A 22,844-nucleotide genomic window follows, 5' to 3' on the forward strand; every position below is an offset into this window, starting at 1 on the left:
AGAAGGATCCGAGCCGCAGCGTTGCAGGTTTCCCTCGCCCCGCTTGCGGGGAGAGGGTGCGCCGAGCGAAGCGGAGGCGGGGTGAGGGCTTTTGTGAAGAGAACGGAAAGACGACGACCGTGATGCATCGCCTGGGGCTAGCCGCCCGCACAATGATCAGCACTAGCCCGGCCGCCGGAACCGAGGAAATCCTCGTCCACGGCGTCGCGGCCGTCTGCGATCCGCTGGGCGGGCTCTATCTGCCGGAAACGGGCATGCTCGTCGTCTCCGACCTTCATCTGGAAAAAGGCGCCGCCTTCGCCCGTCGCGGCATGATGCTGCCGCCCTATGACACGATCGCTACGCTCAACATTCTCTCAGCCGTCATCGCCCGCTACGACCCCAAGGTCGTCGTCTCGCTCGGTGACAATTTCCACGACCGTCGCGGCTCCGAGAACCTGCCGGCTGACCTGAGAAAAATGATCGCCGACATGGCGCGCGGCCGCGACTGGATTTGGATCAACGGCAACCACGATCCGGACGGCACGACCGATCTTCCCGGCATCTGCACTGACGAGCTCGTCTATGGCGGCCTCGTCTTCCGCCACGAACCGAGCCTGATCTCGTCAAAGGGCGAGATCGCCGGTCATCTACACCCCGCCGCCACCGTCCGCCGCCGCGAAAAATCCGTCCGCCGTCCGTGCTTTGCCAGCGACGGCCACCGCCTCCTGATGCCGGCCTTCGGCGTGCTCGCCGGCGGCCTCGATCTCCGCCACAAGGCGATGCAGGGCCTGTTCCGCCAGGAAACCCTCGTCGCCCACCTGCTCGGCCGCGACCGGATTTACTCGGTGCGTTACGGCAGCCTTATGGGCTGAGGATAACCGAACTCGGAGGCGACGTTGACGGATTGCTACTATCTCCTGCCTCATCCCGAAGACGGAGACCTGGATCTCTCCTTCGATGCGAATATGAGCAGGATTTCGGATGCCGATTATTTCGACTATTTCTACCACAAGCAAAGTCCGCTCCCCGACACTGCCGTGTTCCGTTTTTCAGTGGGAACTGCCGATCCGGCGTTTGTCGACCGTGCCGATGTGATGCCCTGCTCTGCCGGCTTCCTGATGTCGGTGCGTCTGTTCGAGGCGTTGGAGCCGCTGATTGGCGACGAGATCGTTTGGAAGAGAGCTGAGGTGGTGATCGCGCCGGATCGCGCTATCGACTATCGCATATTCAGGACGACAAAGGATCTTGCTATCCTCGATGCGGATGCCAACCGATTTCATACCTGGATCAATGCCAGGCTTCGCTCGGATCTCCTCGATGATTTCAACGTCGCGACGGATCTCGCCACCCGCGAGATCGCCTTTTCGCATCGCGTGGCAGACCTCGTCAAAGCCGGCAGTTATCGCTGTGCGGTGAAGAAGATAACTTCCGGCCAAGTCAGTTGAAGGACGCGGCGTCGCTCACCGATACACCAGCACCGGGATCTTCGATCCCGCCAGCACCTTCATCGTCACCGAGCCCAGCATGAAGGCCTTGAAGCCGGAGCGGCCGTGGGAGGCCATGGCGATCACGTCACAACCGTGCTTTTCCGCCGTCTTGACGATGCAGCCGGCCGGGTCGACGCTCAGCATCTTGGCCGTCCCGCAGGAAAACCCGCGCTTTTGGGCCGCTCCTCGGCGGTCGCAAGGATCGCATCCGCCTCCTCGTTGCTGTAGCGCTCGTATTCGCTATAGGCCATGTCCATGCCGGCCGGGTTGACGGTGAAGACCTGCAACGGCTCGATCACCGCCAGAACCGTCACCTCGGCCTTGATCTCGGCAGCGAAATCCAGGGCCTTGTCGAGCGCCTGGGTGGAAAGGGCCGAACCGTCTGTCGGAATGAGCACATGCTTGAACATCGTCTTCTCCTGTCTTGAGGAGAAGAATGGACCGGCGCCGCCCGCCCGCCTTGACCTGCATCAAGATCATGGCTGATGCCGCTAGAGCAGTTCCAGCAAAAATGCGTAGCGGTTTTGCGTCCGGAACTGCGTAGGATCAGAGAATTAGAGCGATTTCGCGTTTCGAAGAAAAGCGGAAACGCTCTAACGCGCCAGCTTGGCAAAGCCCTTCGCAAGGATCGGCCCGGTCGGACGCCCGGTGGGAGAACCGCCTGCCTGTTCGAGCGTGATCTCGTAGAGCTGCGCGTCCTGTGGCCGCGGCAGTGCCGGACCACGCAGCGTCGCCGAATGCGCGTCTTCCAGCAGCCCGAGCGACATCGGACCCATCTCGCGGGATGGCAGCGTCCAGACCTGCATCGTCCTGTCGGCAGGCACGGCGAAATCGGTCAGCAGACGGATCGTGGCCGTATCGTTGCCGAAATCCTCGACCACGGCCTGAACCTCGCCGGCTTCGTTCACAAGCACCGCCACGACCAGCGGCTCGATCGTCCGCGTCACGCTCCAGACGAGCCCGGCGGCCAGGATCAGCGAGGCAGCCATGGCCGAGACGGCGGCTGCCCGCCAGCCGGAGCGCACGCCGCCCGAACGGGCATTGTCGTTGCCGGCGGGAGCCGAAGGCTGCGGTGAAACCGGAGCGACCGTCGCCTCTGCGGCAACCTGTTCCGGCAGCCGGCTCGCGATCGCCTCCCACAAAACCGGAGAAACCGCGGCCGGATCGACACTCGTATCGAGCGGCAGGAACCGCTCGCGGGCTTCGGCAACCGCCTCAGCCAGCGCAGGGATGCGCCCGATCTCAGCTTCCACGGCGGCCATGTTCGCCTCGTCGAGCAGGCCCAACACATATTCGTCGGCGATGGCGGGGAATTCGCTTGGGATGAGCTTCATGCCATGCACTCCCGCAGCGACAGGAGCCCGCGCCTGATCCAGGATTTCGCGGTGCCGAGCGGAAGGCTTAGGCGCCCGGCGATCTCGCCATGGGTATAGCCGCCGACATAGGCCATCAGGATGCCGCGCCGTCTCGTCTCGTCCAGCCGCCCGAGGCATTCCTTCAGCCGGCTGTTGCGGTCGAGCCTCTGCCAGGCCGCCATGATCTGCTCCAGCTGCTCGCCGTCCTGCAGAGCTTCCAGCCGGTCCTCGGCGACGAGATCCTCGCGGCTGCCGTCACGCAGCAGGTTGAGCGCCCGGTTGCGCACGATCGCGTAGATCCAGCCGCGGGCCGATCCGCGCTCCGGCGAATATTGGTGGGCATGGGTCCAGATGCGCAGAAAGGCCTCCTGCACCACCTCCTCGGCAAGGTCCCGTCGCCTGACGATCCGTTGCGCTATCGCCACCAGCCTGCCGGCCTCCTCGTCGAAGATGCGGCGCAGGGCGCTGCGGTCGCCCGCTGCACAGGCGGCGAGCGCCGCTCCGAGATCCGTCGATTGGTCTGTCACCAAGGCCAGGCCGTCCTCTCTCCCCGAATATTTGCCGGTCTGAAAATATTCTCTCTCTGCTGTTGCCACGGCGGACATGCTCTCGTCCAGTCTTCAAAGGGTCAGCGACCGGAATGAAGTCGCATAGGCAAGACACGCGGGCAGCGGAAATGGATGCAGGCCGAAATTTATTTTTCGCCGCTGCATCCAAATGCATCCCGCCATGTGTCTCCCTTCCGAGAGCAACGGAAAGGCCAAGTGCCGAAGCCGCTCTCCATGTTTTTGGAAACACAACGGGAGAAACTCATGACCATCGCTCGCACCGCACTCGTCGCATCCACCATGCTCGTCGCCTCGGCCGCTGCCGCATTTGCCGCCCCCGTCCTCGGCCTTGCCGGCGACAAGACGCTCGTCATGTTCGATACGGCAAAGCCCGAAGTCACCAAGACGATGGAAGTCACCGGCGTGACCAAGCTGGTCGGCATCGATTTCCGCCCCGGTAACAAGACCGTCATCGGCGTTACCCCGGACCACGCCATCGTCTCGATCAACCTCGAAACCGGCGCCGCCACCGAAGTCGCCAAGATGGACAAGATGCTGACCATGACGGAAGCCCCGGTCGTGGTCGACTTCAACCCGATGGCAGACCGCCTGCGCTTCATGACCGGCACCACCAACCACCGCGTCCACCCGGATACCGGTGCGGTGACCGTCGACGGCACGCTCGCCTTCGAGGAGGGCGACATGCACAAGGGCGAAACCCCGAACATCGTCGCTGCCGCTTACACGAACTCGATCGGCAAGCCGGAAAAGACGGCCATGTACAACATCGACGCCACGATCGGCGCATTGATCCAGCAGACCAAGCCGAATGACGGCACGCTGAAGGCGATCGGCAAGCTCGGCATCAAGGAAATGCCTGCGACCTATGCCTTCGATATCCAGGGCGAGGAAGGCGGCAAGAACACCGCCTATCTCGCGGCCGGCAAGATGCTCTACACCGTCAATCTGGAAACCGGCGCTGCGACCGAAGTCGGTGCTATCACCGGTGTGGACAATGAGGTGCGCGACATCGCCATCCTTCCGGCGATGTAAGCTGATCGTCGTATCTTGAAGAAGAAGGGCGAAGCGTCAGGCTTCGCCCTTTTCCGTATCAGAGCTCGCCGGAAATCTCCCGCCGGCGACGGTCCAGCTCTTCCGTGTAGCGGCGTAGCGTATGGCTTTCGGAAAGCTGACCCACCACCTTGCGCTCGATCTGGTTGTTGACGACGGCCAGCGCTTCGGCCTCCGTCTTGTCGAAGATCGCCGCCGCCTGCTTGGCGTTCATGCTTCTGAGCAACACGTCGCTCTTGTAGCGGATGAAGGAGGAAAGCTCGGGCTTCTCTTCGCCGTCCTGGGTCGGCGCGGCATAGACGTCGGGCGTCAAGATCATCCCGACATATTTGTCGTTCTCGTCCACCACGATCACCCGCTGGGAGGAGCCGAGCGGAAAATCCTTGCGGAACTCGTCGAGCGACAGGCTGGCCTTGGCCGTCTTCACGTCGGCACGCATCAGCTTCTCGACCGTCAGGTTGCGTATCCACCCGATGTCATGGGCACTCCTGATACTTTCGCCGCGCAGGTGAAAACGCCATGTGGCGAAGGAGTAGCCGAACGTGGTTCTAACGACGACCGAGGATGTGATGACGGCAGCGAGCGCAAGTGCCGTGATCGGAAAGTCGCCGGTCACTTCCAGCGCCAGAAAAGTCATCGTCAGCGGTCCGCCGATGACGGCAACCGCCATCGCGCTCATACCCACCACGGCGTAAATGACCGGCGTCAGCGTCGCATGGGTAAAGAGATAGGGCGTCGAATAGGCAAACAGCTTGCCGATCAGTGCACCGAGAAACAGCGAGGCGAAGAACAGGCCACCGCGGAAGCCGGCGCCGATCGAGATGGCGGAAGCCAGCGACTTGATCAGCAGCAGGCCCACCAGCGCGCCGATTGCCATCTTCTCGTTCAGGCTCGCATGCAGCGCGCCGTGTCCCGCCGACAGAACCTGATGATCGACGAGCGCAAGCAGGCCCACCACGACACCGCCGAGTGCGGGCCGGAAGATCGGCGAGATCGAGCTTTTGCGCGCCAGCTCTTCCACTTGGGCGACGCCCTGCATGAGCAGAATGCCGCCGCCCGCACAGACCACGCCCAGCACCACGGCCGGCAGATAGTCGGCGGGCACCACGGCGCCGATTTCGCCGATATCGATCATGAACTCGTCGCCGACGAAGAGCCGGGTCACGAAGGTCGCAGCCAGCGCCGAGACGACGACCGGAGCCAGGCTGACGATCGTATAGGTACCGATGATCAGCTCGAAGGCGTAGAAGGCGCCGGTCAGCGGCGCGTTGAAGGCTGAGGCGATGGCGCCCGCAGCACCGCAGCCGAGCAGCACGCGGAGGTCCTGCCGGCGCAGCTTCAACAGAAAGCCGAGCTTCGATGCGATGCCGGCTGAAAGCTGCGTATAACCGGCTTCCAGCCCGACGGAGGCGCCAAAACCGTTGGAGATCAGGTTCTGAACCGCGACCACGATACTGTCGGTCAGCGACAGCCGTCCTCCATGCAAAGCGTTCGCCTCGATCGGGTCGACCATCGGCTTCTTGCGCCACTTGCGCAGGATCAGGAACAGGATGCCCATGATCACGCCGCCGGCAGCCGGCGCCCAGATCACGATTTCAGGGTTGAGCCCCGGTGTCGCGCTCAGTCTCTCATGCCGTCCTATCCCATAGACCAGCATCTGGATGGCATGGGCAATGAAGCTCATCCCCGCCACCGCCAGGCCAGCCAGAATGCCGACGACGGCCGCGATCAGGATAAGGCCGAACTCGCTGCGGCGGATGAGAACGCGCAGCTGCGGGGGATCGAGCAGGACGCGGAAATTGGGCAGTCGGGCGATAAGGCGTTGCAGCATGGCCGTCATGTGGGTTTTCGACGTTTCCTGCAAACTAGGGCGTCGTTCCTCGATAGGAAGCTGTTCCGGCTCCTGGTCGGTCATGCAGTTTAATCCTTGCGGAAGACGAGGCTCGCACCCCAGCCGGTCAGCATGGCGATCAGCACGCAGAGCGCGCCATAGGCGAGCGGCTTGTCATGGGCCGCATCGGTGATCGCCTGTTCGAGGCCGGTTTTCACCACCCGCAGCGGAATTTCCCGCTGTGTCACCTGCGTGCCGCCCTTGAACAGGTAGGCGCGGACGATGTGAACGCCGTCCGGCACGTTGGCCGGCAGGCGCAGGGAGGCGCGAAACAGGCTGGAGGAGACGAAGCGCACACCGCTCGTCTCCTCTGGTAAAGCCCGCCGGCAAGCTTGAGGCGCCGATAGGCTTCGCGGAATTCCGAAAGCTGCCCGACGTCGCGGATATAGCCGGTCGGATTGAGCGGCAGATGCTCGATGCCGACGCCGATATTGTCGAGCGCGGTCAGCTGCGTCTCGGCGTCGAGCTGGCGCGTGCTGGCAATCGAATAGCTTTCCGGCACCTGCTCGAAGGTCATGGATTCGGTATTGACCCAGATGCCGAGCACGCGTTCCTTGCGGCGCACGGTGGCATAGTCGCGCGGTCCCTCCAGCGTGACGATGATGTCGTACTGCCCGATCGCGAGCAGCAGATCATCGGCATTGGTGATTGCGCCGAATACGGTCAGGTCCGCGCCACGGAAATCGGAGGTGATGGCGATCTCGTTGGAGGAGACGCCGATGTCGAGGCCCTCTTCGGCGGTAGAGGCCTCGCCGATCGGCAGCTGCGCGAAGCTCACGCCAGTCGGTGCGAGCAGAAGGAGTGAGAGGAGGGCGAGCCGCTTCATCATCAGTAGGAGAGCCCCCGACGGCGACGGAATAGAGATCCTGCGGACGGATGAACAGCCCGACCGCAAGGCGGATGCCGACGGCGAGAACCAGCAGCGCCAGGAGCGCGCGCAGCTGTTCGCCGCGCAGCTTCTGCCCGACGCGCACGCCATATTGTGCCCCGATCACGCCGGCCACCATCAGGATGAAGGCAAGCACGATATCGACCGAATAGTTGGTCGCGGCCTGCACCATGGTCGTATACGCGGTGACGAAGATGATCTGGAACAGCGAGGTCCCGACGACGACATTGGTCGGGATGCGCAACAGGTAGATCATGGCCGGAACCATGATGAAGCCGCCGCCGACGCCCATGATCGAGGTCAGGATACCGATGAAGAAACCGAGCATGACGACCGGGATCGCCGAGAGATAGATCTTCGATTTCTTGAACCGCATCTTGAGCGGCAGCCGGTGCACCCAATTGTGCTGGCCGGGCCGCTTCAGGGGCAGAGGCTGGTTCAGCTTGGCCTTGCGCATGGCGCGCACGCTTTCCTGCAGCATCAGCACGCCGATCGTGGTGAGCAGCACGACGTAGAGAAGCGAGATGAACAGGTCGAGCTGGCCTATGCTTCTCAGCCACGAGAAGATCCATACGCCGACGGTCGCCCCGACAAGGCCGCCGATCAAAAGGATCGTTCCGAGCTTCATGTCCAGCGTGCCACGCCGGAAATGGGTGATGGCGCCCGACACCGAGGAAGCGACGACCTGGTTCGCCCCGGTGGCGACGGCCACGACCGGCGGAATGTTGTAGAAGATCAAAAGCGGCGTGATCAGGAACCCGCCGCCGACGCCGAACATGCCGGAGAGAAAACCGACAGCCGCGCCCATGCCGAGAATGATGAAAATATTCACCGACAGCTCTGCTATGGGCAGGTACACAGTCACGGTTGACCCCGACAAGGCGAAATGGCGGATCCCCCGCTTTTGAGGCGTTCCGCGTGAATGGCAGCAGATGTTCTCACATGCCCGGTGAACAAGGCATGAAGATGATTATCCTCATGCGCTCCCATGATCGCTCAAGTCAAACCGCTCAGAGCGGGGAATGACACCGCAAGCCTTTGATTTGATCGTTTTCTTCGCTGCGTGGCGAATATGCCTCGTCACCGCAATCCCGGTCGGTTGAGTCGAGATTTGTATCAGGCTGCGTATCTGTCGCAACGCCAGCTTGTCGCCCGCTGGCTGCAATTCCGCGCGGCATCCGGCGGGGTATCTGAAGGCACGCCGCTAAATGGGAAGCCCTCAATCCTATTGATTTTCTTGTCTGCTAAGTCATCGCATGGATTGTAGTTTTTCGCGGCCGGTCTATTTCATTGCCATTGGGGTGATTTGCTTTACCCCGGCCAGAGAGGAGATCAAGAAGATGGCCAGGTTTTCAAGCCGCGGTCTGACAGTCGCGCTCACGCTGTTTGCGACCCTTGCAGGTGTCGCGCCCACGGCGCAGGCCCAGAGCATCGAGCTCTACCTGAATGACGGACGCCGCCCGCCGCCGCGCTACTATGATGCCCAGGATCGTTATGACCGCCGGCCGCCCCGCCGCGGCTGCTCGCCGCGCCGCGCACTCGAAGTCGCGGATTATTTCGGCATGCGTCGCGCGCGTATCGTGGATATGTCTGAGCGGCGCGTCATTGTCGCCGGTATCGGCAAACGCGGAGAACGCACTAAGCTGGTGCTGGCTAATAACCGCGAGTGCGACCGTCTCAACTAGAGCAATTCCAGCAAAACCGGAAACCGGTTTTGCGTCCGGAATTGCGTAGAAACATAAAGGGAGAGCAGTTTCGCGTTTCGAAGAAAGGCGGAAATGCTCTAGGCGATGTTGAAAGACAGCATTTCTGGCGCGGTTAGCTGTTCCGCGCCAGAAGTTCGCGTACCAGGGCGTCATTCACCTTGCCGGTCGGCTCTTGGCCGATCGAGCTCTGGAAGGCCTTGATCGCGGCAACGGTCCTGGCGCCCATCTTGCCGTCAGGCGTCCCGGCGTCGAAGCCGTTGCGGTTGAGAATTGCCTGGATGTTGCGGATCGCTTTCGTCATGTCGACGGAAGCGGTCGTCACGCCCTTGCCGTTGGCCCATTCATCCGGCAGGTTTACCGAATTGGCCTTCGGGTCGAGCGGCATCGCTTTCCAGGCATCCAGCTTGGCGCGGGCGCTGTCCAGCTGTTCCTTGCGCATGGCCTTGGCCACTTCGTCGCGCTTCTCGGCGGCATCCTTGTCGCCGCCGTTTGCGGCAGCACCGAACCACTTGTAGCTCTCTTCCAGGTCCTGCTTCACACCGTTGCCGCGGGCATAGAGGATCGCCAGATTGAACTGGCTGTCGACGACACCGTGATTGGCCGCATTGCGGAACCACTCGACGGCTGCGGCATAGTCGGGCTTTCCGGTGACGCCGGAGGCGTAGAGGACGGCGAGGTTGTGCATTGCGCTGGAATTGCCGGCTTCGGCTGCAAGCCGGTAGTAGGAGAGCGCCTCGTCGATGTTGCGGACGACGCCGGTTCCCTTTTCCAGAATGTTGCCCAGACGGTATTGCGCCGGTGGAAGGCCGCGGTCGGCGGCTAGGCGATACCATTTGGATGCTTCCGACGGATCGGCCTTCACGCCGCGGCCGTCGCTGAAGCGGGCACCGACCTCGAACAGCGCATTGGCATCACCGCTGGATGCGGCATCTGCAAGTGATTTCGGCTCGATCCCGGCCGGCACGATGATCTCGGCCGATGCCGTCGCGGCAGGCTGTTCGGCTGAAGGGGTGACCGTGGGGTCCGCCTGTGGCCTCGTCGGCTCCGGCATCTCTGCCAGGCTCTCGGGAATTGCGCCATCCGGGTTGGTGGTATCGGCGGCGGTGTCATTGACGGCACCGTCCACGCCATTTCCGTCAGCTGCCATATCGCTTGCGGCATCCGGCGGCGTCTGTACCTCCGGCAATGGCGGCTGATCGGTCGCCATATCGGTGGTCGTGCCGTCGGACGCCGTCGCTGGTGCAGCTTCCGATTCTTCCGGCTGTTGTGCAGTCTGCTGTACGGGCGCCTCGACTGCCGCCATTTGCGGCTCCGAGCTGCCCGTCACCGTCTTGATCAGCGGCATGGCCATCAGCGCCAGAAGCACGGCGCCGACCGCCATCAGGATAGGCCGGCGGTGCTGCGAGAAGGCGGACTGGCTCTTGACGGCCTTGACGGCACCGGCCTTCGCCTTGCCCTTGACGTCGGCCTTCGGCAGCGAGCCGAGCTGCGAGGGATCGGCTTCCTGTGCGGCGGCCTTCGCAGCGCGGCGGGCGGCCGCGATATAGTCGGCGCGCTCGCCGCTCTTCTCGCGGTCGAACTCACCGGCCGCCTGGCTGGCGCGAACCTTCTCGAGGATCTTTTTCACGTCCGGTGCGCCGGAGCCTGGCTCCAGCAGGTCGTTTTCACGCTCCGGTGGCAGGACATCACCCAGCTCTGCCGATGGGTCGATGGAGGGGCGGGTTCCACGACGGTACGGGCGACGGGCGCCGTCTCCGGCTTGGCCCCGGAACGGAAGCGCCGGGTCAGGCCGCTGAGCAGGCCGCTTTTCGCCGGTGCCTGTTCGTCTTCGCTTTCGATTTCGACCGGTTCGGCGCGCGCCGGAATGTGGTCGGAGAGGGTCGAGGAGATTGCGCTGCTGTCGCGCAGCTTGGCGTCGGCCTGGGCGGTATTCATGCCGGCAAGTTCTTCGACGAGCTCGACGGAGAGCGCCGGCGCCATGGCCGGGTCGGCAGCCGCGACGGCCTGCTGGCGCGCCGGTGCTGCGGAGGCGAACATTTGCTGGCGAGGCGCTTCTTCGGCATGGGGCGCGCGGGCGCTGCCGCCGCTGATCTGGCCTTCCAGCTTGTCCAGCCGCTCGGCGATCTGGACCAGCGTTCCGTGCAGGGCCTCGAAAGTCTGGTGGGTGCGGTTGTCGGAATTGCGCGCCAGGTCCTCCAGGTGCTTCAGGTCCTCGGCCAGTCCCGAGAGCGCGGCAACGTCGGCGCCCGAGCCTGCCGTGCCGGCAACGAGGTTGCGGGAATAGGCTTCGATCACCGTCTCTGCGGCCTGGCGGGCGGCCTCGACGATGTATTCGTCATTGGTCGCCATATAGCCTTCGATCGCCGCCATGCGGTTGTCGAAATCCGGAGACCATGCCGGCGCGCTGCTCGGCTGGGAGATCAGCGTGGAAAGATGGGCGATCTGCGCTTCCAGTCCGCGCAGCGCGTCGTCATTGCTCTGCGGCGCGGTCGAAGCCTCGTCGAGACGGGCAGCGATATCGACAAGGCGTTCCTCGATCCGCCCGAAGGCCGCGTGGCTCTCCTCGGCGACCGGCTGCTGCTCCATCTCGTCGATGCGTCGCGCCAGATATTCCAGCCGCTCGCCCAGGCCGTGTTCGGTAAAGCTCGTATCGAGTGCGTCGATCTTGCGGGAAATATCGGAGAGATAGCCGGTCAGTTCTTCGTTCTGCCCGGCCGGCTGCAACTCGTGGATCAGCGCCGTCAGCTGCTCGATACGGTCTTCCAGCTTCGCGACGGCCTGCTCCTCGGCCAGTTCCTCGATCTTGCCGGCCAGAAGCTCGATGCGCAGTGAAAGCCCGTCTGTGGCCTTGGTGTCGGACGTCGCGCGGCCGATTTCCTCGACATGCTCCATCAATGCGCCGAGACGGCCTTCCAGCCGCTGCAGCGCGATATCGTCGAGTGCGGTGGACGCGGGTGCGCGGACATTGGCCGCAATCGCGCGGCTGATCTCGTCGAGACGCTGGTCCAGCATGCCGAACTGCTCGCCGAGGTCCGCATCGCTCGGCTGCATGCGCGTGCCGAGCTTTTCCATCATGCCGGCAAGGCTGAGCAGCTTCTCTTCCAGCGCCCGGATCACAGGGCTGTCGGCCATCAGGCCAAGCTGGTTGCGGATCTCGTCGGTGCGATAGGCAAGTGCTACGATCTCTTCGCGAAGCGCCGAAGCGTCCGCTTCCTGGATACGCTCTTCCAGCCCCTGCCACTGGTTCTGCATCTGCTGCAGCGAGGTTTCGCGGGCAAGACCGTCCATGACGGCCCGCAATTCCTCGAACTCGGCGCGCAGGCCCGCCGCTTCCGGCGTCGCCTGCGTGGTCAACTGGTCGATGCCCTGGGCAAGCCGGGTCAGATCGGATTCGACGTTCGGCGACAGGCGATGATCCTCGGCCTGCATCTTGATCGCCCGTACTTCGTCCCTGAGCGCCTTCATCTCGCGGCCGAAGCCGTCGGAGAAATCACGCTTCAGGTCCTGACGCAGCCTGGCCAGCGCGTCGGTGAAATCCTGGATGCCCGATGCGGCGCCGGGGGCAGTACCTGGGGCAGCACCCGCATCACCGCGATGGGTCGCGTCGGAAAGACGGGCGGCAACCATGCGCTGGCGGGAAGGATCGGCAAGCGGTGCGGCACTGCGGCGGGTCTCGGCCTGCGGCATGCGCTCTTGTTTCGGTGCGGCCGGGCGTTCCGCCATGCGCGGCGTCGGCATGCGGGGTGCCTCGACATAGGTCTCTTTTGCGGGCGGCGGTGCCTGCATGCGCTGCGCGGCGTCTTCGAGCGCCCTTTGTCTCTCGCGGATTTCGGCCAGCACGCTGCGGGTCGTGCCGCCGCTATGCTGAGCGTGCTGAGCCGGGGGCAGGGGGCAGGGTTCGGAGCTGCAATGGGTGCTGGAGCCGGCGCGCCCACGGCGGCCCGTTCCTGGTAGGAGCTTCGGCCCGAACCGGCCATCAGCCCTTGGATGCGCGCTTCAAGTCCCTCGATGGTGCGGTTCAACGCATCCAGGGATGAGCGGTCGCCGTGACGCGGAGGTGCCGATCGTGATCCGTTCATGTGCTCGCTCGCTTCGACGTTGGTCCTGCTGTTCCACTCTATGAACTCTGACTCGGATTACATTCCGTAAGTAAGTTCGAATATAAGAAGAACCTTACGCAAGACTTGCCACTATGGCGGCTGCGGCTGCTTTACGGGGTAAATGCTTCGCGCCACCGGATTGCTCACTATGTCGGTAAACATGGTAAACAAGTCGTTAAGACGGGCGCGGATTTTAACTATTTTATAATTTGCTAATGTGAAAAATCAGCGGCTTGGGCCCTGACAGGTTAATGCGCGATGCCCGATATGGAACGCGGAGGGATCTCCGGCCGCTCAGTGATCGAACGATAAGGCTAGCCGATCCGCAGTCCCATCTGCCCCAGAAGGTCGGCCGCCTGGTCGCGCGAGATCATCGCGCCCTTGAACAGCCGCGCATCGTTGAGCCGCAGACCGCCCAGATCGGCGCCTCTCAGGTCGGCATTGGTAAAACGGCATCCCACCAGATTGGCGTCCCTGAGCGACGATTTCTGGAAGATCGCGTCGCGAAAATCGCAGTCGTGCAGATCCGCCTCGCTGAAGTCGATGCCTGTCAGCCGCGCCTTGCGGAACGAAAGCCCCGGCAGCTTGGCAAGCGCCATCATCGTATCCTCCAGCGCAAAGGTTATAGCCTTGACGTCGGAAAGATCCGCACCCGTCATCTTGCAGGAGCGGATCACTGCATGGGTGAGGGTGGCGCGCCGGAAGCTTGCGTTGTTGAAATCGCTGCCGGCAAAACTTGCCTCGGTAAGGTCGGCATCGATGAAGCTCGCAAACGATCCGCGACAGGAAACGAACCGTGCGCCTTCCAGGTCGGCATCATCGAACACCGCCCTCGTCAGGATGCAGCGCTCGAAGGTCGAGCCGGAAAGATCGAGACCGGAAAGGTCGCTCTCCTCCATCGGGCAGTCGAGAAATGCCAGGCGGTGCTCGGCAGCCAGATGCCGCTCCACCTCCGCCCGCTCCGGCGTCCGGCTTTCAAGCCTCACGATTGTACTGGAGCTACCGTCACCCATGTCGGACCATCCTCGAACGCTGTCTTCCGACTAACACAGCGCACCATGGATGTTGATTGCATGGCGGAAAAAACCAGTAGAGAGGAAGCATAAATGCGGCCGCGCCAACAGGGAACGACTGGCCCAGCCTTACTTCGCCACCAGCTCTTCCAGAATGCGGGCAATGCCTTCCAGCGTGTATGGTTTCTGAACGACCGTCCTGTGCAGGTGAGCGTCGGGCAGAACGGCCTGCTCTCCATATCCGGTTGCAAAGATGAAGGGCGTTCCGAGGTCATCAAGACGGTCCGCGACCGTAAAGCTCGTCTGGTCGCCGAGATTGATGTCGAGCACCGCCAAAGTGGGCGGATCGCTGTCGATCACCTCCAGGCCACCTTCCACCGAGGAAGCGGTCATCACCTCCGCACCGAGCCGATCGAGAATGTCCTCCGCATCGAGCGCAATGATCAGGCTGTCCTCGACCAGCAGCACCTTCTGGCCGGCAAGGAACTTCTCCTGGATCTTGTTCGTGGCATGTGCCGGCGAATGTCTTGTGTGCTTCAGCGGCGCCGGCGACTGCGGTCCTGTCTTCTCGGAGACATGGCGAGCGGGGATCACGAGCGTCGCCCTGACCCCGCTCGGTGCGTAGTCGATATGCGCCTGACCACCAAGGTCGTAAGGAACCGACCGGTTGATGATGGTGGTGCCGAACCCCTTGCGCGATGGGGGCGTCACCGGCGGGCCGCCCTGCTCGTGCCACTCGAACCGCAATCCACCGTCTTCCGTACGAGACCACGAGACGTCGACGCGTCCGCCGTTCGACAAGCTGCCGTATTTGGTGGAATTCGTGACGAGTTCGTGCACGACGAGCGCCATCGTGGAATAGGCTTGCGGATTAAGCAGCACATGCTCGCCGGAGACATGAATACCGTTGTCCTGTTCATCCAGAAAGGCGCGCGCCTCCGCATCGATCAGGGCCCTGATCGGCGCTGGTCCCCAATGGTCGTCGGTTATCTGGTTATGTGCCCTCGCCAGGGCATGAATGCGGCCGTCGACGAGGTTGACGAAGTCCTCGATCCGGTCGGACGAGGGCTTGGCCTGCCGGATCAGCCCGCGGATGACACCGAGGATGTTGCGAACCCGATGGTTCAGCTCGGCGATGAGAACTTCCTGCTTCCTGTTCGCCGCATCGCGCTGTGCGCTGGCTTCGCTGGCAAGCCGCAGAACCACCTCGATCAGCGTCGCCCGCAGGGTCTCCGCCACGCGCTTCTCGGAGACGGAAAACGGCTTGCTGTGACCTTTGACGAGCTGCTGCCATTCGGCAAAGCTTTCACGCGGGGTCAGGCGCGGACCATTGGGACCGTATTCCACCGGCTTGTGCGGATCACCTGCCCACCTGACCGAATGGATCAGCTCCTTGCGGAACAGGATGACATAGTCTCGCGGGGACCGTGATATGGGGATGGCGAGCATGCCCGCTGCGCTATCGGCATATTCCTCCGCTTCGGGCACGAGCGAGGCGATTTCATCGGTGGCGAAGACGCGGGTTGCGGCGGCGCTGTTCAGGGCCCTCACGATCCGCGCGAATTGCTCCGTCGACGGCGTCACGCCCCAGAAGGCATAGTTGCCGTTGATCCAGACGCCCACACCTTCCGCCGGGATGACATCCGTCAGGATGCCGGCAAGCCATTCCGGGTCATTGAGAAGCTGCTCGTTGGTCGCGACCGCGCCCAACAGCTGGTCGGAAATATCACGCGCCCGGCGCTCATATTCCATCACTTCCTTGCGCTCGCGGCTTTCCAGCCGCAGCGAGTACATCTGCGCGAAGAGCTCGCAGACCGAACGCGTTTCGAAGCTTGGCGATTTGGCCGAATAATGGTGGCACGCGAACAGGCCCCAAAGCTCTCCGTCGACGATGATCGAGATCGACATGGAAGCCCTGACGCCCATGTTCTTCAGATATTCGATATGGATCGGCGAGACCGATCGAAGGATCGAATAGGAGAGATCGAGCAGCTGTCCCTTTTCGTCCCGTTGCGGATGGATCGCGACAGGCGCGGCATCCACGTCGCAGATGACGCGCAGCAGGTTTCGCTTGTAGAGCTCGCGCGCCTGAACGGGAATGTCGCTCGCCGGATAATGAAGGCCCTTGAACGAACCGATACCGGGCTTGCAGGTCTCGGCGACGACCTCGCCTGACCCATCCTCGGCAAAACGATAGACCATCACCCGGTCGAAGCCGGTCAGGGCGCGGACCTGGCGTGCCCCTTCCGTATAGAAGGCCGCGGGCTCGCCCATGGCCTCGAGCCGGGCGATCATCGATCTAACCATGCTGGTCGCATCGCCATGCCTGCTGGAGGAAGGCTGCGCCTCGATGACGATCTGTCCGCTGGACGTATGGATCGCCACGTCGAACAGGCTGTCGTCATGGGTGAGTTTTACGTCGAAGACCTTGTCGACGGCGTTCGCCCCGCGCAGCGTGGCAAGCCTGTTTCGCAGGCTGTGAATGGCCTCCGGCAGAAATATCTCGTCGAGCGGGCGGCCTATGAGTTCGCTATCCGCACCTGGCAGGAATTCCGCCACATTGGCGGATGTCCGCGCGACGATCCAGTCGAGGGTGAGGGCCAGCAGAAAGCCGATTGGCTGGATGGCCCCGAGCAGATGAATCGGCTCGCGATCACAATTCGTAAGGTCGACAGAATGGCGGTTCATGGGGCCTTTGACATCATTGTTGGACGAAGCGACGAGACAGTTAATCAGAAACTTAGGGAAGAAGTTCCATCGTCCTCGTCCTCACAAGTGCCCAGGCGCCTATATATTTCTTAGCTCTTGCAAATCCATATCTGCCTGCGAACTTTCGTAACTGCGGTTATGACGGTGGAGTGCGTAGATTAGTGACGTGATTACTTGTCATGACACGCAGCTATCCCATCTCGTGACGTTCCGTCGGGGGCCGGCGCATCGTTTCGATTGTCACGATCAATTCCTCAGATACGGCAAAAAGCAGGATTGACGTTTACGCGAACGTCAATATTTTAGCGAGGAGTTTCGCTGGCGATTGCCGGCGCGCAGAGGAGGAGTTTGCGCATGCCCGTCTACAAGGCCCCGGTTCAGGATACGCTGTTCGTGTTGAACGACGTGCTCGGTCTCGAACGTTACGGCAATCTGCCGGGCTTTTCCGATGCCACGCCGGATATGGTCGAGGCGATTGTCGGCGAGGCCGCCAAGGTGGCCGAGGAAGCGCTGTTCCCGATCAACCTGTCCGGCGATCACGAGGGCTGTACCCGCCATGACGACGGCACAGTGTCGGTGCCGAAGGGCTTCAAGGAGGCCTATGACCAGTATTGCCAGGGCGGCTGGATCGGTTTGGCCGTGCCGGAGGAGTTCGGCGGGCAGGGGCTGCCCTACACGCTGCATGCCGCCGTCGGCGAATACATGTCGTCCGCCAACATGTCGCTGATGATGTATCCGGGCCTGACGCAGGGCGCGATTGCCGCCATCCTCGTACACGGGTCGGACGAGCAGAAGGCCACCTACCTGCCGAAAATGGTCGAGGGCACATGGTCGGGTACCATGAACCTGACTGAACCCCATTGCGGTACCGATCTCGGTCTCTTGCGCACCAAGGCCGTGCCGCAGGGCGACGGTTCCTACAAAATCTCCGGCCAGAAGATCTTCATCTCCGCCGGCGAACACGGCATGACCGACAACATCATCCACCTCGTGCTCGCCCGCATCGAGGGCGCGCCGGAAGGCACCAAGGGCATCTCGCTCTTCATCGTGCCGAAGTTCATGGTGGGTGAGGATGGTTCGCTCGGCGCCCGCAATGGCGCCACCTGCGGCGCCATCGAAGAGAAGATGGGCATCCACGGCAATTCCACCTGCGTCATGAATTATGACGAGGCGACCGGTTATCTCATCGGCGCGGAAAACAAGGGCCTTTCGGCCATGTTCGTGATGATGAACGAAGCCCGCCTCGGCGTCGGCCTCCAGGGCCTTTCGATCGCTGAGATCGCCTACCAGAACGCCGTCGCCTATGCCAATGAACGCATCCAGGGCCGCGCGCTTTCTGGCGCCAAGGCGCCGGACAAGAAGGCCGATCCGATCATCGTCCACCCGGATATCCGCCGTTCGCTGATGACCATCCGGGCGTTCAACGAGGCCGGCCGCGCTTTCCTGCTCTGGACCGCACTGAAATCCGACATCGCCCATCGGTCGGAAGATGCCGCCGAGCGCCAGAATGCCGACGATCTCCTGGGCCTCGCGACCCCCATCCTCAAGGGCGTCATGACCGACAAGGGGTTCGATCACGCGGTCATGGCCCAGCAGGTGTTTGGTGGCCATGGTTACATCGAGGAACACGGCATGAGCCAGTATGTCCGCGATGCGCGTATTACCATGATCTATGAGGGGGCCAACGGCATTCAGGCACTCGATCTGGTTGGCCGCAAGCTGGCCCTCAACGGCGGCCGCGCCGTCATGGCCATGTTCAAGGAAATCGGCGATTTCTGCGAGGAAAACCGGGCCGACGAGAATATGGTCCTCTACACCAAGGGTCTGAAAAAGGGCCTGAACGACCTGCAGGCCTCCACCATGTGGTTCATGCAGAACGCCATGGCCAAGCCCGACAATGCCGGCGCCGGTTCCACCGACTACATGCACCTCTTCGGCCTCGTGACGCTCGGCTATATGTGGGCGAAGATGGCCAAGGCCGCGCAGGAAAAGCTTGGCAGCGGCGATCCGCGCGAGGATTATCTGAAGAACAAGCTGGTAACGGCTAGGTTCTACATGGAGAAGGTCATGCCGGAAACCGCACTGCGTAAGGTGCGCATCGAGGCGGGCGCCGATAGCGTGATGGAACTGGCGGCCGAGGCGTTTTGAGACGACAGCTGAGCCCCTCTCTTGTGATTTCTAACACTTAGCTGAAGCTAAGATGTTGAAATCACGTTCTCTCCCGCAAGGGAGAGATGTCGGGATGCGGACTCGGCGCCCTTCCTCTCCCCTTGCGGGAGAGGAAGAAAAATCAGCATCTTAGCTTTAGCTAAGTGCTAGATTTTTCAGGTGAGGGGCTATCTTGAGGATTGAACGGAGCAACGACTTTGAAGACGTTGCCACCCAGGGAGAGACGACACCATGACCGAAGTCTTCATTTACGACCACGTGCGCACACCGCGCGGCCGCGGCAAGAAGGACGGCAGCCTGCACGAAGTGCCATCCGTCCGCCTCGCCGCCAAGACGCTGGAAGCCATCCGCGACCGCAACGGTCTCGACACGACCACCGTCGACGACATCATCATGGGCTGCGTCGATCCGGTGATGGATAGTGGCGCCGTTATCCCCAAGGCCGCGGCCTTCGAGGCCGGCTATTCGACCAAAGCCCCCGGCATGCAGATCTCCCGCTTCTGCGCCTCCGGCCTCGACGCCGTCAATTTCGGCGCCGGCAAGATCGCGGCGGGCTCCGATGACATCGTTATCGCCGGCGGCGTGGAATCGATGTCGCGCGTCGGCATGGGCATGTCCGGCGGTGCCTGGTACATGGATCCGTCCGTCAACTTCCCCGCCTATTTCATGCCCCAGGGCGTCTCTGCCGATCTCATCGCCACCAAATACGGTTTCTCCCGCGATGACGTCGATGCCTATGCGGTCGAAAGCCAGAAGCGCGCCGGCAGGGCCTGGGACGCCGGCTACTTCAAGAACTCGGTGATCCCGGTCAAGGACCAGAACGGTCTCGTGATCCTCGACCGCGACGAACACATGCGCCCGACGACGGACATGCAGGCGCTGGCATCCCTCAACGCCTCCTTCCAGATGCCGGGTGAAATGGGCGGTTTCGAAGCCGTCGGCATCCAGGCCCATCCGGAAATCGAAAAGATCAACTATGTCCACCACGCCGGCAATTCGTCGGGCATCGTCGACGGCGCCGCCGCCGTCCTGATCGGCTCGAAGGCCGGCGGTCAGTCGATGGGCCTGAAACCGCGTGCCCGTATCAAAGCCTTCGCGAACATCGGCTCGGACCCGGCGCTGATGCTGACCGGTCCGGTCGACGTCACCGAAAAGCTGCTCGCCCGCACCGGCATGACGATTGCCGACATCGATCTCTTCGAACTCAACGAAGCCTTCGCCGCCGTGGTCCTGCGCTACATGCAGGCTTTCGACATTTCCCACGACATCATGAACGTCAACGGCGGCGCCATTGCCATGGGTCACCCCCTCGGCGCCACCGGCGCAATGATTTTGGGCACCGTTCTGGACGAGCTGGAACGCCGCGACCTGAACACCGCCCTCGTCACGCTGTGCATCGGCGCCGGCATGGGTACGGCGACTGTGATCGAGCGGGTTTGAGGGGGAAGGCCCCTCATCCGCCCTTCGGGCACCTTCTCCCCGCTGGGGAGAAGAGGGAGCGGGCAGCAAGGTCCCCGTTCCTCCTCTCCCCTTGGGGAGAGGTCGCCGAGCGAAGCGGAGGCGGGTGAGGGGCGGCCCACCGCAAAAGATATCTAGGGAAGAGGAAATCCCATCATGAGCACCTACAAGAATTTCACCGTCGAAACCGACGCAGACGGCATCGCCCTCGTCACCTGGGACATGCCGGACAAATCGATGAACGTCTTCACCGTCGAGGTGATGGACGAACTCGAAGCCATCCTCAAGGCAACTACCGAGGACGCTGCCGTCAAGGGCGTCGTCTTCACCTCCGGCAAGCCCAGCTTCTCCGGCGGTGCCGATCTCACCATGATCCGCGGCATGTTCTCCATGCTTGCCGATGAACGCGCGAAAGACCCGGCCGCCGCAGCCCAAAAACTCTTCGATGCCGCCGGCCGCATGACCTGGCTGTTCCGCGCCATCGAGACCAATGGAAAACCCTGGGTCTCGGCCATCAACGGCACCTGCATGGGCGGCGCGCTGGAACTGTCGCTCGCCTGCCACGGCCGCGTCGTCTCCAACTCCAAGTCGGTCAAGCTGGCGCTGCCCGAAGTTAAGGTCGGCATCTTTCCGGGCGCCGGGGGCACCCAGCGTGTGTCGCGCCTTACTGACGCCCAGTCCGCCCTGCAGATGATGACGACCGGCCAGTCGCTCGCACCTGCCCGCGCGAAAGCCATGGGCCTCGTGCATCAGGTGGTCGAACCCGACCAGCTCGTCACGGCGGCAAAACAGATGATCAAGGACGGCCTCAAGCCCGTCGCCCCTTGGGATGAAAAAGGCTTCAAGGCCCCCGGCGGCGGCGTCTGGACACCCCAGGCGGCCCAGCTTTTCCCGGCAGCCCCGGCGATCCTGCGCCGCGAAACCGCCGGCAATTATCCGGGCGCGCTCGCCATCCTCAAATGCGTCTATGAAGGCCTGCAGCTTCCCTTCGATACCGCCTTGAAGGTCGAGCAGCGCTATTTCACCCAAATCCTGCAGACCACCGAAGCCTTCTCGATGATCCGCTCGCTGTTCATCTCCATGCAGGAACTCGGCAAGGGCGCCCGCCGCCCGGCCGGCGTCGAAAAGAGCGAGTTCAAAAAGGTCGGCGTCGTCGGCGCAGGCTTCATGGGCGCCTCGATCGCCTATGTCACGGCCGCCGCCGGCATCCCCGTCGTGCTGATCGACCAGAGCCAGGAAGCCGCGACCAAGGGCAAGGCCGTCTCCGAAAAGCTGGTGGCCGATAGCGTGGCCAAGGGCCGGCTGACCAAGGAGGAGGGCGAAAAGCTGCTCTCCCTCGTCACCCCGACGCCCGATTATTCCACGCTGGCCGATGCCGATCTCGTCATCGAGGCCGTCTTCGAGGACCGCAAGGTCAAGAAGGCGGTGATCGAGAAAGTGGAGGCCATAATCCCGTCAACGACGGTCTTCGCCTCCAACACCTCCACCCTGCCGATCACCGGTCTTGCGGAAAATTCCGCGCGCCCGGACCAGTTCGTCGGCGTGCATTTCTTCTCGCCGGTCGAAAAGATGATGCTCACCGAAGTCATCCTCGGCGAAAAGACCGGCGACAGGGCGCTCGCCACGGCGCTGGATTTCGTCGCAAAGATCAAGAAGACCCCGATCGTCGTCAACGATACCCGCGGCTTCTTCGTCAACCGCTGTGTCTTCCGTTATATCAACGAGGCCTATGACATGCTGGCCGAAGGCGTGCCCGCCGCGATGATCGAGAATGCCGCCAAGATGGCCGGCATGCCCGTCGGCCCGCTGTCGCTCAACGACGAAGTCGCCGTCGATCTCAGCCAGAAGATCATGAAGGCCTCCATCGCCGATCTCGGCCCGAAATCGGTCAAGCCGGAACACATGGCCCTGATCGACAAGATGGTCGACGTGCTGGACCGCCGTGGCCGCAAGAACGGCCAGGGCTTTTACGACTACCCGGCCAAGCCCGCCAAGAAGTCGCTGTGGCCCGGCCTGAAGGACCTATACCCGCAGAAGCCGGCCTCCGAAATCGACGTCGAAACCCTCAAGCAGCGCTTCCTCGTGACGATCGCCCTGGAAGCCGCCCGCACGGTGGAAGAAGGCATCGTCACCGACCCCCGAGAGGCGGACGTCGGCTCCATCCTCGGCTTCGGCTTTGCGCCCTACACGGGCGGCACGCTGAGCTATATCGACGGCATGGGCGTGAAGACCTTCGTCGCGCTGGCGGAAAAGCTCGCCGCCACCTACGGCGCCCACTTCAAGCCGACCCCGCTCCTGAAGGACATGGCGGCCAAGGGCGAGACATTCTACGAACGCTTCGATCCGTACGGAGAAGGCAGGGCAGCGGCGTAAGCACTGTCCTTCCATATGTGATCGGTAATGGACGACCGCGGGGAGACTAAATCCGCGATCGTCCATCCGCAGCGCTGCTGGCTGGTTGGGGTA

General features: G+C 62.7%; 15 protein-coding genes and 3 pseudogenes. 7 read left to right on the forward strand and 11 right to left on the reverse strand.

Going from position 1 to position 22,844, the window contains the following annotated elements; genetic code table 11:
- The first annotated feature begins 122 nt into the window (after window positions 1-122).
- Both pdeM and N7E02_RS18520 read left to right on the forward strand, forming a co-directional pair.
- Window positions 123-854, forward strand: coding sequence for a ligase-associated DNA damage response endonuclease PdeM (gene pdeM, locus N7E02_RS18515; protein ID WP_374730732.1), 732 nt, complete (start codon window positions 123-125; stop codon window positions 852-854).
- A gap of 24 nt (window positions 855-878) precedes the next feature.
- Window positions 879-1,427 carry a hypothetical protein gene (locus N7E02_RS18520; protein WP_286579140.1) on the forward strand — a complete coding sequence of 183 codons (549 nt, stop codon included), beginning with the start codon at window positions 879-881 and terminating at the stop codon, window positions 1,425-1,427.
- A gap of 15 nt (window positions 1,428-1,442) precedes the next feature.
- On the opposite strand, the gene N7E02_RS18525 is transcribed toward N7E02_RS18520, so the two are convergent.
- The 4 genes from N7E02_RS18525 to N7E02_RS18540 form a co-directional block, all read right to left on the reverse strand.
- Entirely contained in the window at window positions 1,443-1,613 is a 171-nt protein-coding gene (locus tag N7E02_RS18525) for a universal stress protein (protein WP_286579141.1), read from the reverse strand.
- Window positions 1,607-1,879: a universal stress protein gene (locus tag N7E02_RS18530; protein ID WP_286579142.1), complete on the reverse strand. Its 273-nt coding sequence runs from the start codon at window positions 1,877-1,879 to the stop codon at window positions 1,607-1,609. The genes N7E02_RS18525 and N7E02_RS18530 overlap by 7 nt, the downstream gene beginning before the upstream one ends.
- A 183-nt stretch (window positions 1,880-2,062) precedes the next feature.
- Window positions 2,063-2,803 carry an anti-sigma factor gene (locus N7E02_RS18535; protein WP_286579143.1) on the reverse strand — a complete coding sequence of 247 codons (741 nt, stop codon included), beginning with the start codon at window positions 2,801-2,803 and terminating at the stop codon, window positions 2,063-2,065.
- Window positions 2,800-3,351, reverse strand: coding sequence for a sigma-70 family RNA polymerase sigma factor (locus tag N7E02_RS18540; protein ID WP_286583914.1), 552 nt, complete (start codon window positions 3,349-3,351; stop codon window positions 2,800-2,802). Before N7E02_RS18540 ends, N7E02_RS18535 begins: the two co-directional genes overlap by 4 nt.
- Before the next feature lie 285 nt (window positions 3,352-3,636).
- On the opposite strand from N7E02_RS18540, the gene N7E02_RS18545 reads away from it, so the two are divergent.
- On the forward strand, window positions 3,637-4,425 hold the full coding sequence (locus N7E02_RS18545; RefSeq protein ID WP_286579144.1) for a DUF4394 domain-containing protein: 789 nt from the start codon (window positions 3,637-3,639) through the stop codon (window positions 4,423-4,425).
- A 58-nt stretch (window positions 4,426-4,483) separates the two neighbouring features.
- Here the strand turns inward: N7E02_RS18545 and N7E02_RS18550 are convergent, their stop codons facing one another.
- From N7E02_RS18550 to N7E02_RS18560, 3 genes and pseudogenes are all read right to left on the reverse strand, one after another.
- Window positions 4,484-6,274, reverse strand: coding sequence for a chloride channel protein (locus tag N7E02_RS18550; protein WP_286583916.1), 1,791 nt, complete (start codon window positions 6,272-6,274; stop codon window positions 4,484-4,486).
- Window positions 6,275-6,363: 89 nt separating this feature from the next.
- Window positions 6,364-7,163, reverse strand: a pseudogene (locus tag N7E02_RS18555) (TIGR02186 family protein).
- A 10-nt stretch (window positions 7,164-7,173) separates the two neighbouring features.
- Window positions 7,174-8,088 (reverse strand): annotated as a pseudogene (locus N7E02_RS18560) (sulfite exporter TauE/SafE family protein); the annotation flags it as partial.
- Between the two features lie 475 nt (window positions 8,089-8,563).
- Here N7E02_RS18560 and N7E02_RS18565 point away from each other — a divergent pair.
- Window positions 8,564-8,908 carry a hypothetical protein gene (locus N7E02_RS18565; protein ID WP_286579145.1) on the forward strand — a complete coding sequence of 115 codons (345 nt, stop codon included), beginning with the start codon at window positions 8,564-8,566 and terminating at the stop codon, window positions 8,906-8,908.
- A 133-nt stretch (window positions 8,909-9,041) separates the two neighbouring features.
- On the opposite strand, the pseudogene N7E02_RS18570 reads toward N7E02_RS18565, so the two are convergent.
- From N7E02_RS18570 to N7E02_RS18585, 4 genes and pseudogenes are all read right to left on the reverse strand, one after another.
- Window positions 9,042-9,881 (reverse strand): annotated as a pseudogene (locus N7E02_RS18570) (peptidoglycan-binding protein); the annotation flags it as partial.
- Between the two features lie 671 nt (window positions 9,882-10,552).
- Complete coding sequence (locus N7E02_RS18575; RefSeq protein WP_286579147.1) at window positions 10,553-12,769, reverse strand: coiled-coil domain-containing protein; 2,217 nt, start codon at window positions 12,767-12,769, stop codon at window positions 10,553-10,555.
- 574 nt (window positions 12,770-13,343) lie between these two features.
- Window positions 13,344-14,042, reverse strand: a complete 699-nt coding sequence (locus N7E02_RS18580) for a pentapeptide repeat-containing protein (protein ID WP_286579148.1) — start codon at window positions 14,040-14,042, stop codon at window positions 13,344-13,346.
- 129 nt (window positions 14,043-14,171) lie between these two features.
- Window positions 14,172-16,730, reverse strand: a complete 2,559-nt coding sequence (locus tag N7E02_RS18585; protein ID WP_286579149.1) for an HWE histidine kinase domain-containing protein — start codon at window positions 16,728-16,730, stop codon at window positions 14,172-14,174.
- Window positions 16,731-17,105: 375 nt separating this feature from the next.
- Here N7E02_RS18585 and N7E02_RS18590 point away from each other — a divergent pair, with 375 nt between their 5' ends.
- The 3 genes from N7E02_RS18590 (at window position 17,106) to N7E02_RS18600 (ending at window position 22,751) form a co-directional block, all read left to right on the forward strand.
- Window positions 17,106-18,899, forward strand: a complete 1,794-nt coding sequence (locus N7E02_RS18590) for an acyl-CoA dehydrogenase C-terminal domain-containing protein (protein WP_286579150.1) — start codon at window positions 17,106-17,108, stop codon at window positions 18,897-18,899.
- 252 nt (window positions 18,900-19,151) lie between these two features.
- Window positions 19,152-20,360 carry an acetyl-CoA C-acetyltransferase gene (locus N7E02_RS18595; protein WP_286579151.1) on the forward strand — a complete coding sequence of 403 codons (1,209 nt, stop codon included), beginning with the start codon at window positions 19,152-19,154 and terminating at the stop codon, window positions 20,358-20,360.
- A gap of 174 nt (window positions 20,361-20,534) precedes the next feature.
- Window positions 20,535-22,751, forward strand: a complete 2,217-nt coding sequence (locus N7E02_RS18600; RefSeq protein WP_286579152.1) for a 3-hydroxyacyl-CoA dehydrogenase NAD-binding domain-containing protein — start codon at window positions 20,535-20,537, stop codon at window positions 22,749-22,751.
- Window positions 22,752-22,844 lie beyond the last annotated feature (93 nt).

The organism is Terrirhizobium terrae (genome assembly GCF_030323265.1).
In the GTDB taxonomy this organism is placed as follows: Bacteria; Pseudomonadota; Alphaproteobacteria; order Rhizobiales; family Rhizobiaceae; genus Neorhizobium.

Coding starts and splice junctions, on each gene's coding strand:
- N7E02_RS18565 (WP_286579145.1), top strand. CDS start 8,564: ATGGCCAGGTTTTCAAGCCGCGGTCTGACAGTCGCGCTCACGCTGTTT.
- N7E02_RS18595 (WP_286579151.1), top strand. CDS start 19,152: ATGACCGAAGTCTTCATTTACGACCACGTGCGCACACCGCGCGGCCGC.
- N7E02_RS18585 (WP_286579149.1), bottom strand. CDS start 16,730: ATGAACCGCCATTCTGTCGACCTTACGAATTGTGATCGCGAGCCGATT.
- N7E02_RS18580 (WP_286579148.1), bottom strand. CDS start 14,042: ATGGGTGACGGTAGCTCCAGTACAATCGTGAGGCTTGAAAGCCGGACG.
- N7E02_RS18600 (WP_286579152.1), top strand. CDS start 20,535: ATGAGCACCTACAAGAATTTCACCGTCGAAACCGACGCAGACGGCATC.
- N7E02_RS18535 (WP_286579143.1), bottom strand. CDS start 2,803: ATGAAGCTCATCCCAAGCGAATTCCCCGCCATCGCCGACGAATATGTG.
- N7E02_RS18550 (WP_286583916.1), bottom strand. CDS start 6,274: ATGCTGCAACGCCTTATCGCCCGACTGCCCAATTTCCGCGTCCTGCTC.
- N7E02_RS18545 (WP_286579144.1), top strand. CDS start 3,637: ATGACCATCGCTCGCACCGCACTCGTCGCATCCACCATGCTCGTCGCC.
- N7E02_RS18530 (WP_286579142.1), bottom strand. CDS start 1,879: ATGTTCAAGCATGTGCTCATTCCGACAGACGGTTCGGCCCTTTCCACC.
- pdeM (WP_374730732.1), top strand. CDS start 123: ATGCATCGCCTGGGGCTAGCCGCCCGCACAATGATCAGCACTAGCCCG.
- N7E02_RS18525 (WP_286579141.1), bottom strand. CDS start 1,613: ATGCTGAGCGTCGACCCGGCCGGCTGCATCGTCAAGACGGCGGAAAAG.
- N7E02_RS18590 (WP_286579150.1), top strand. CDS start 17,106: ATGCCCGTCTACAAGGCCCCGGTTCAGGATACGCTGTTCGTGTTGAAC.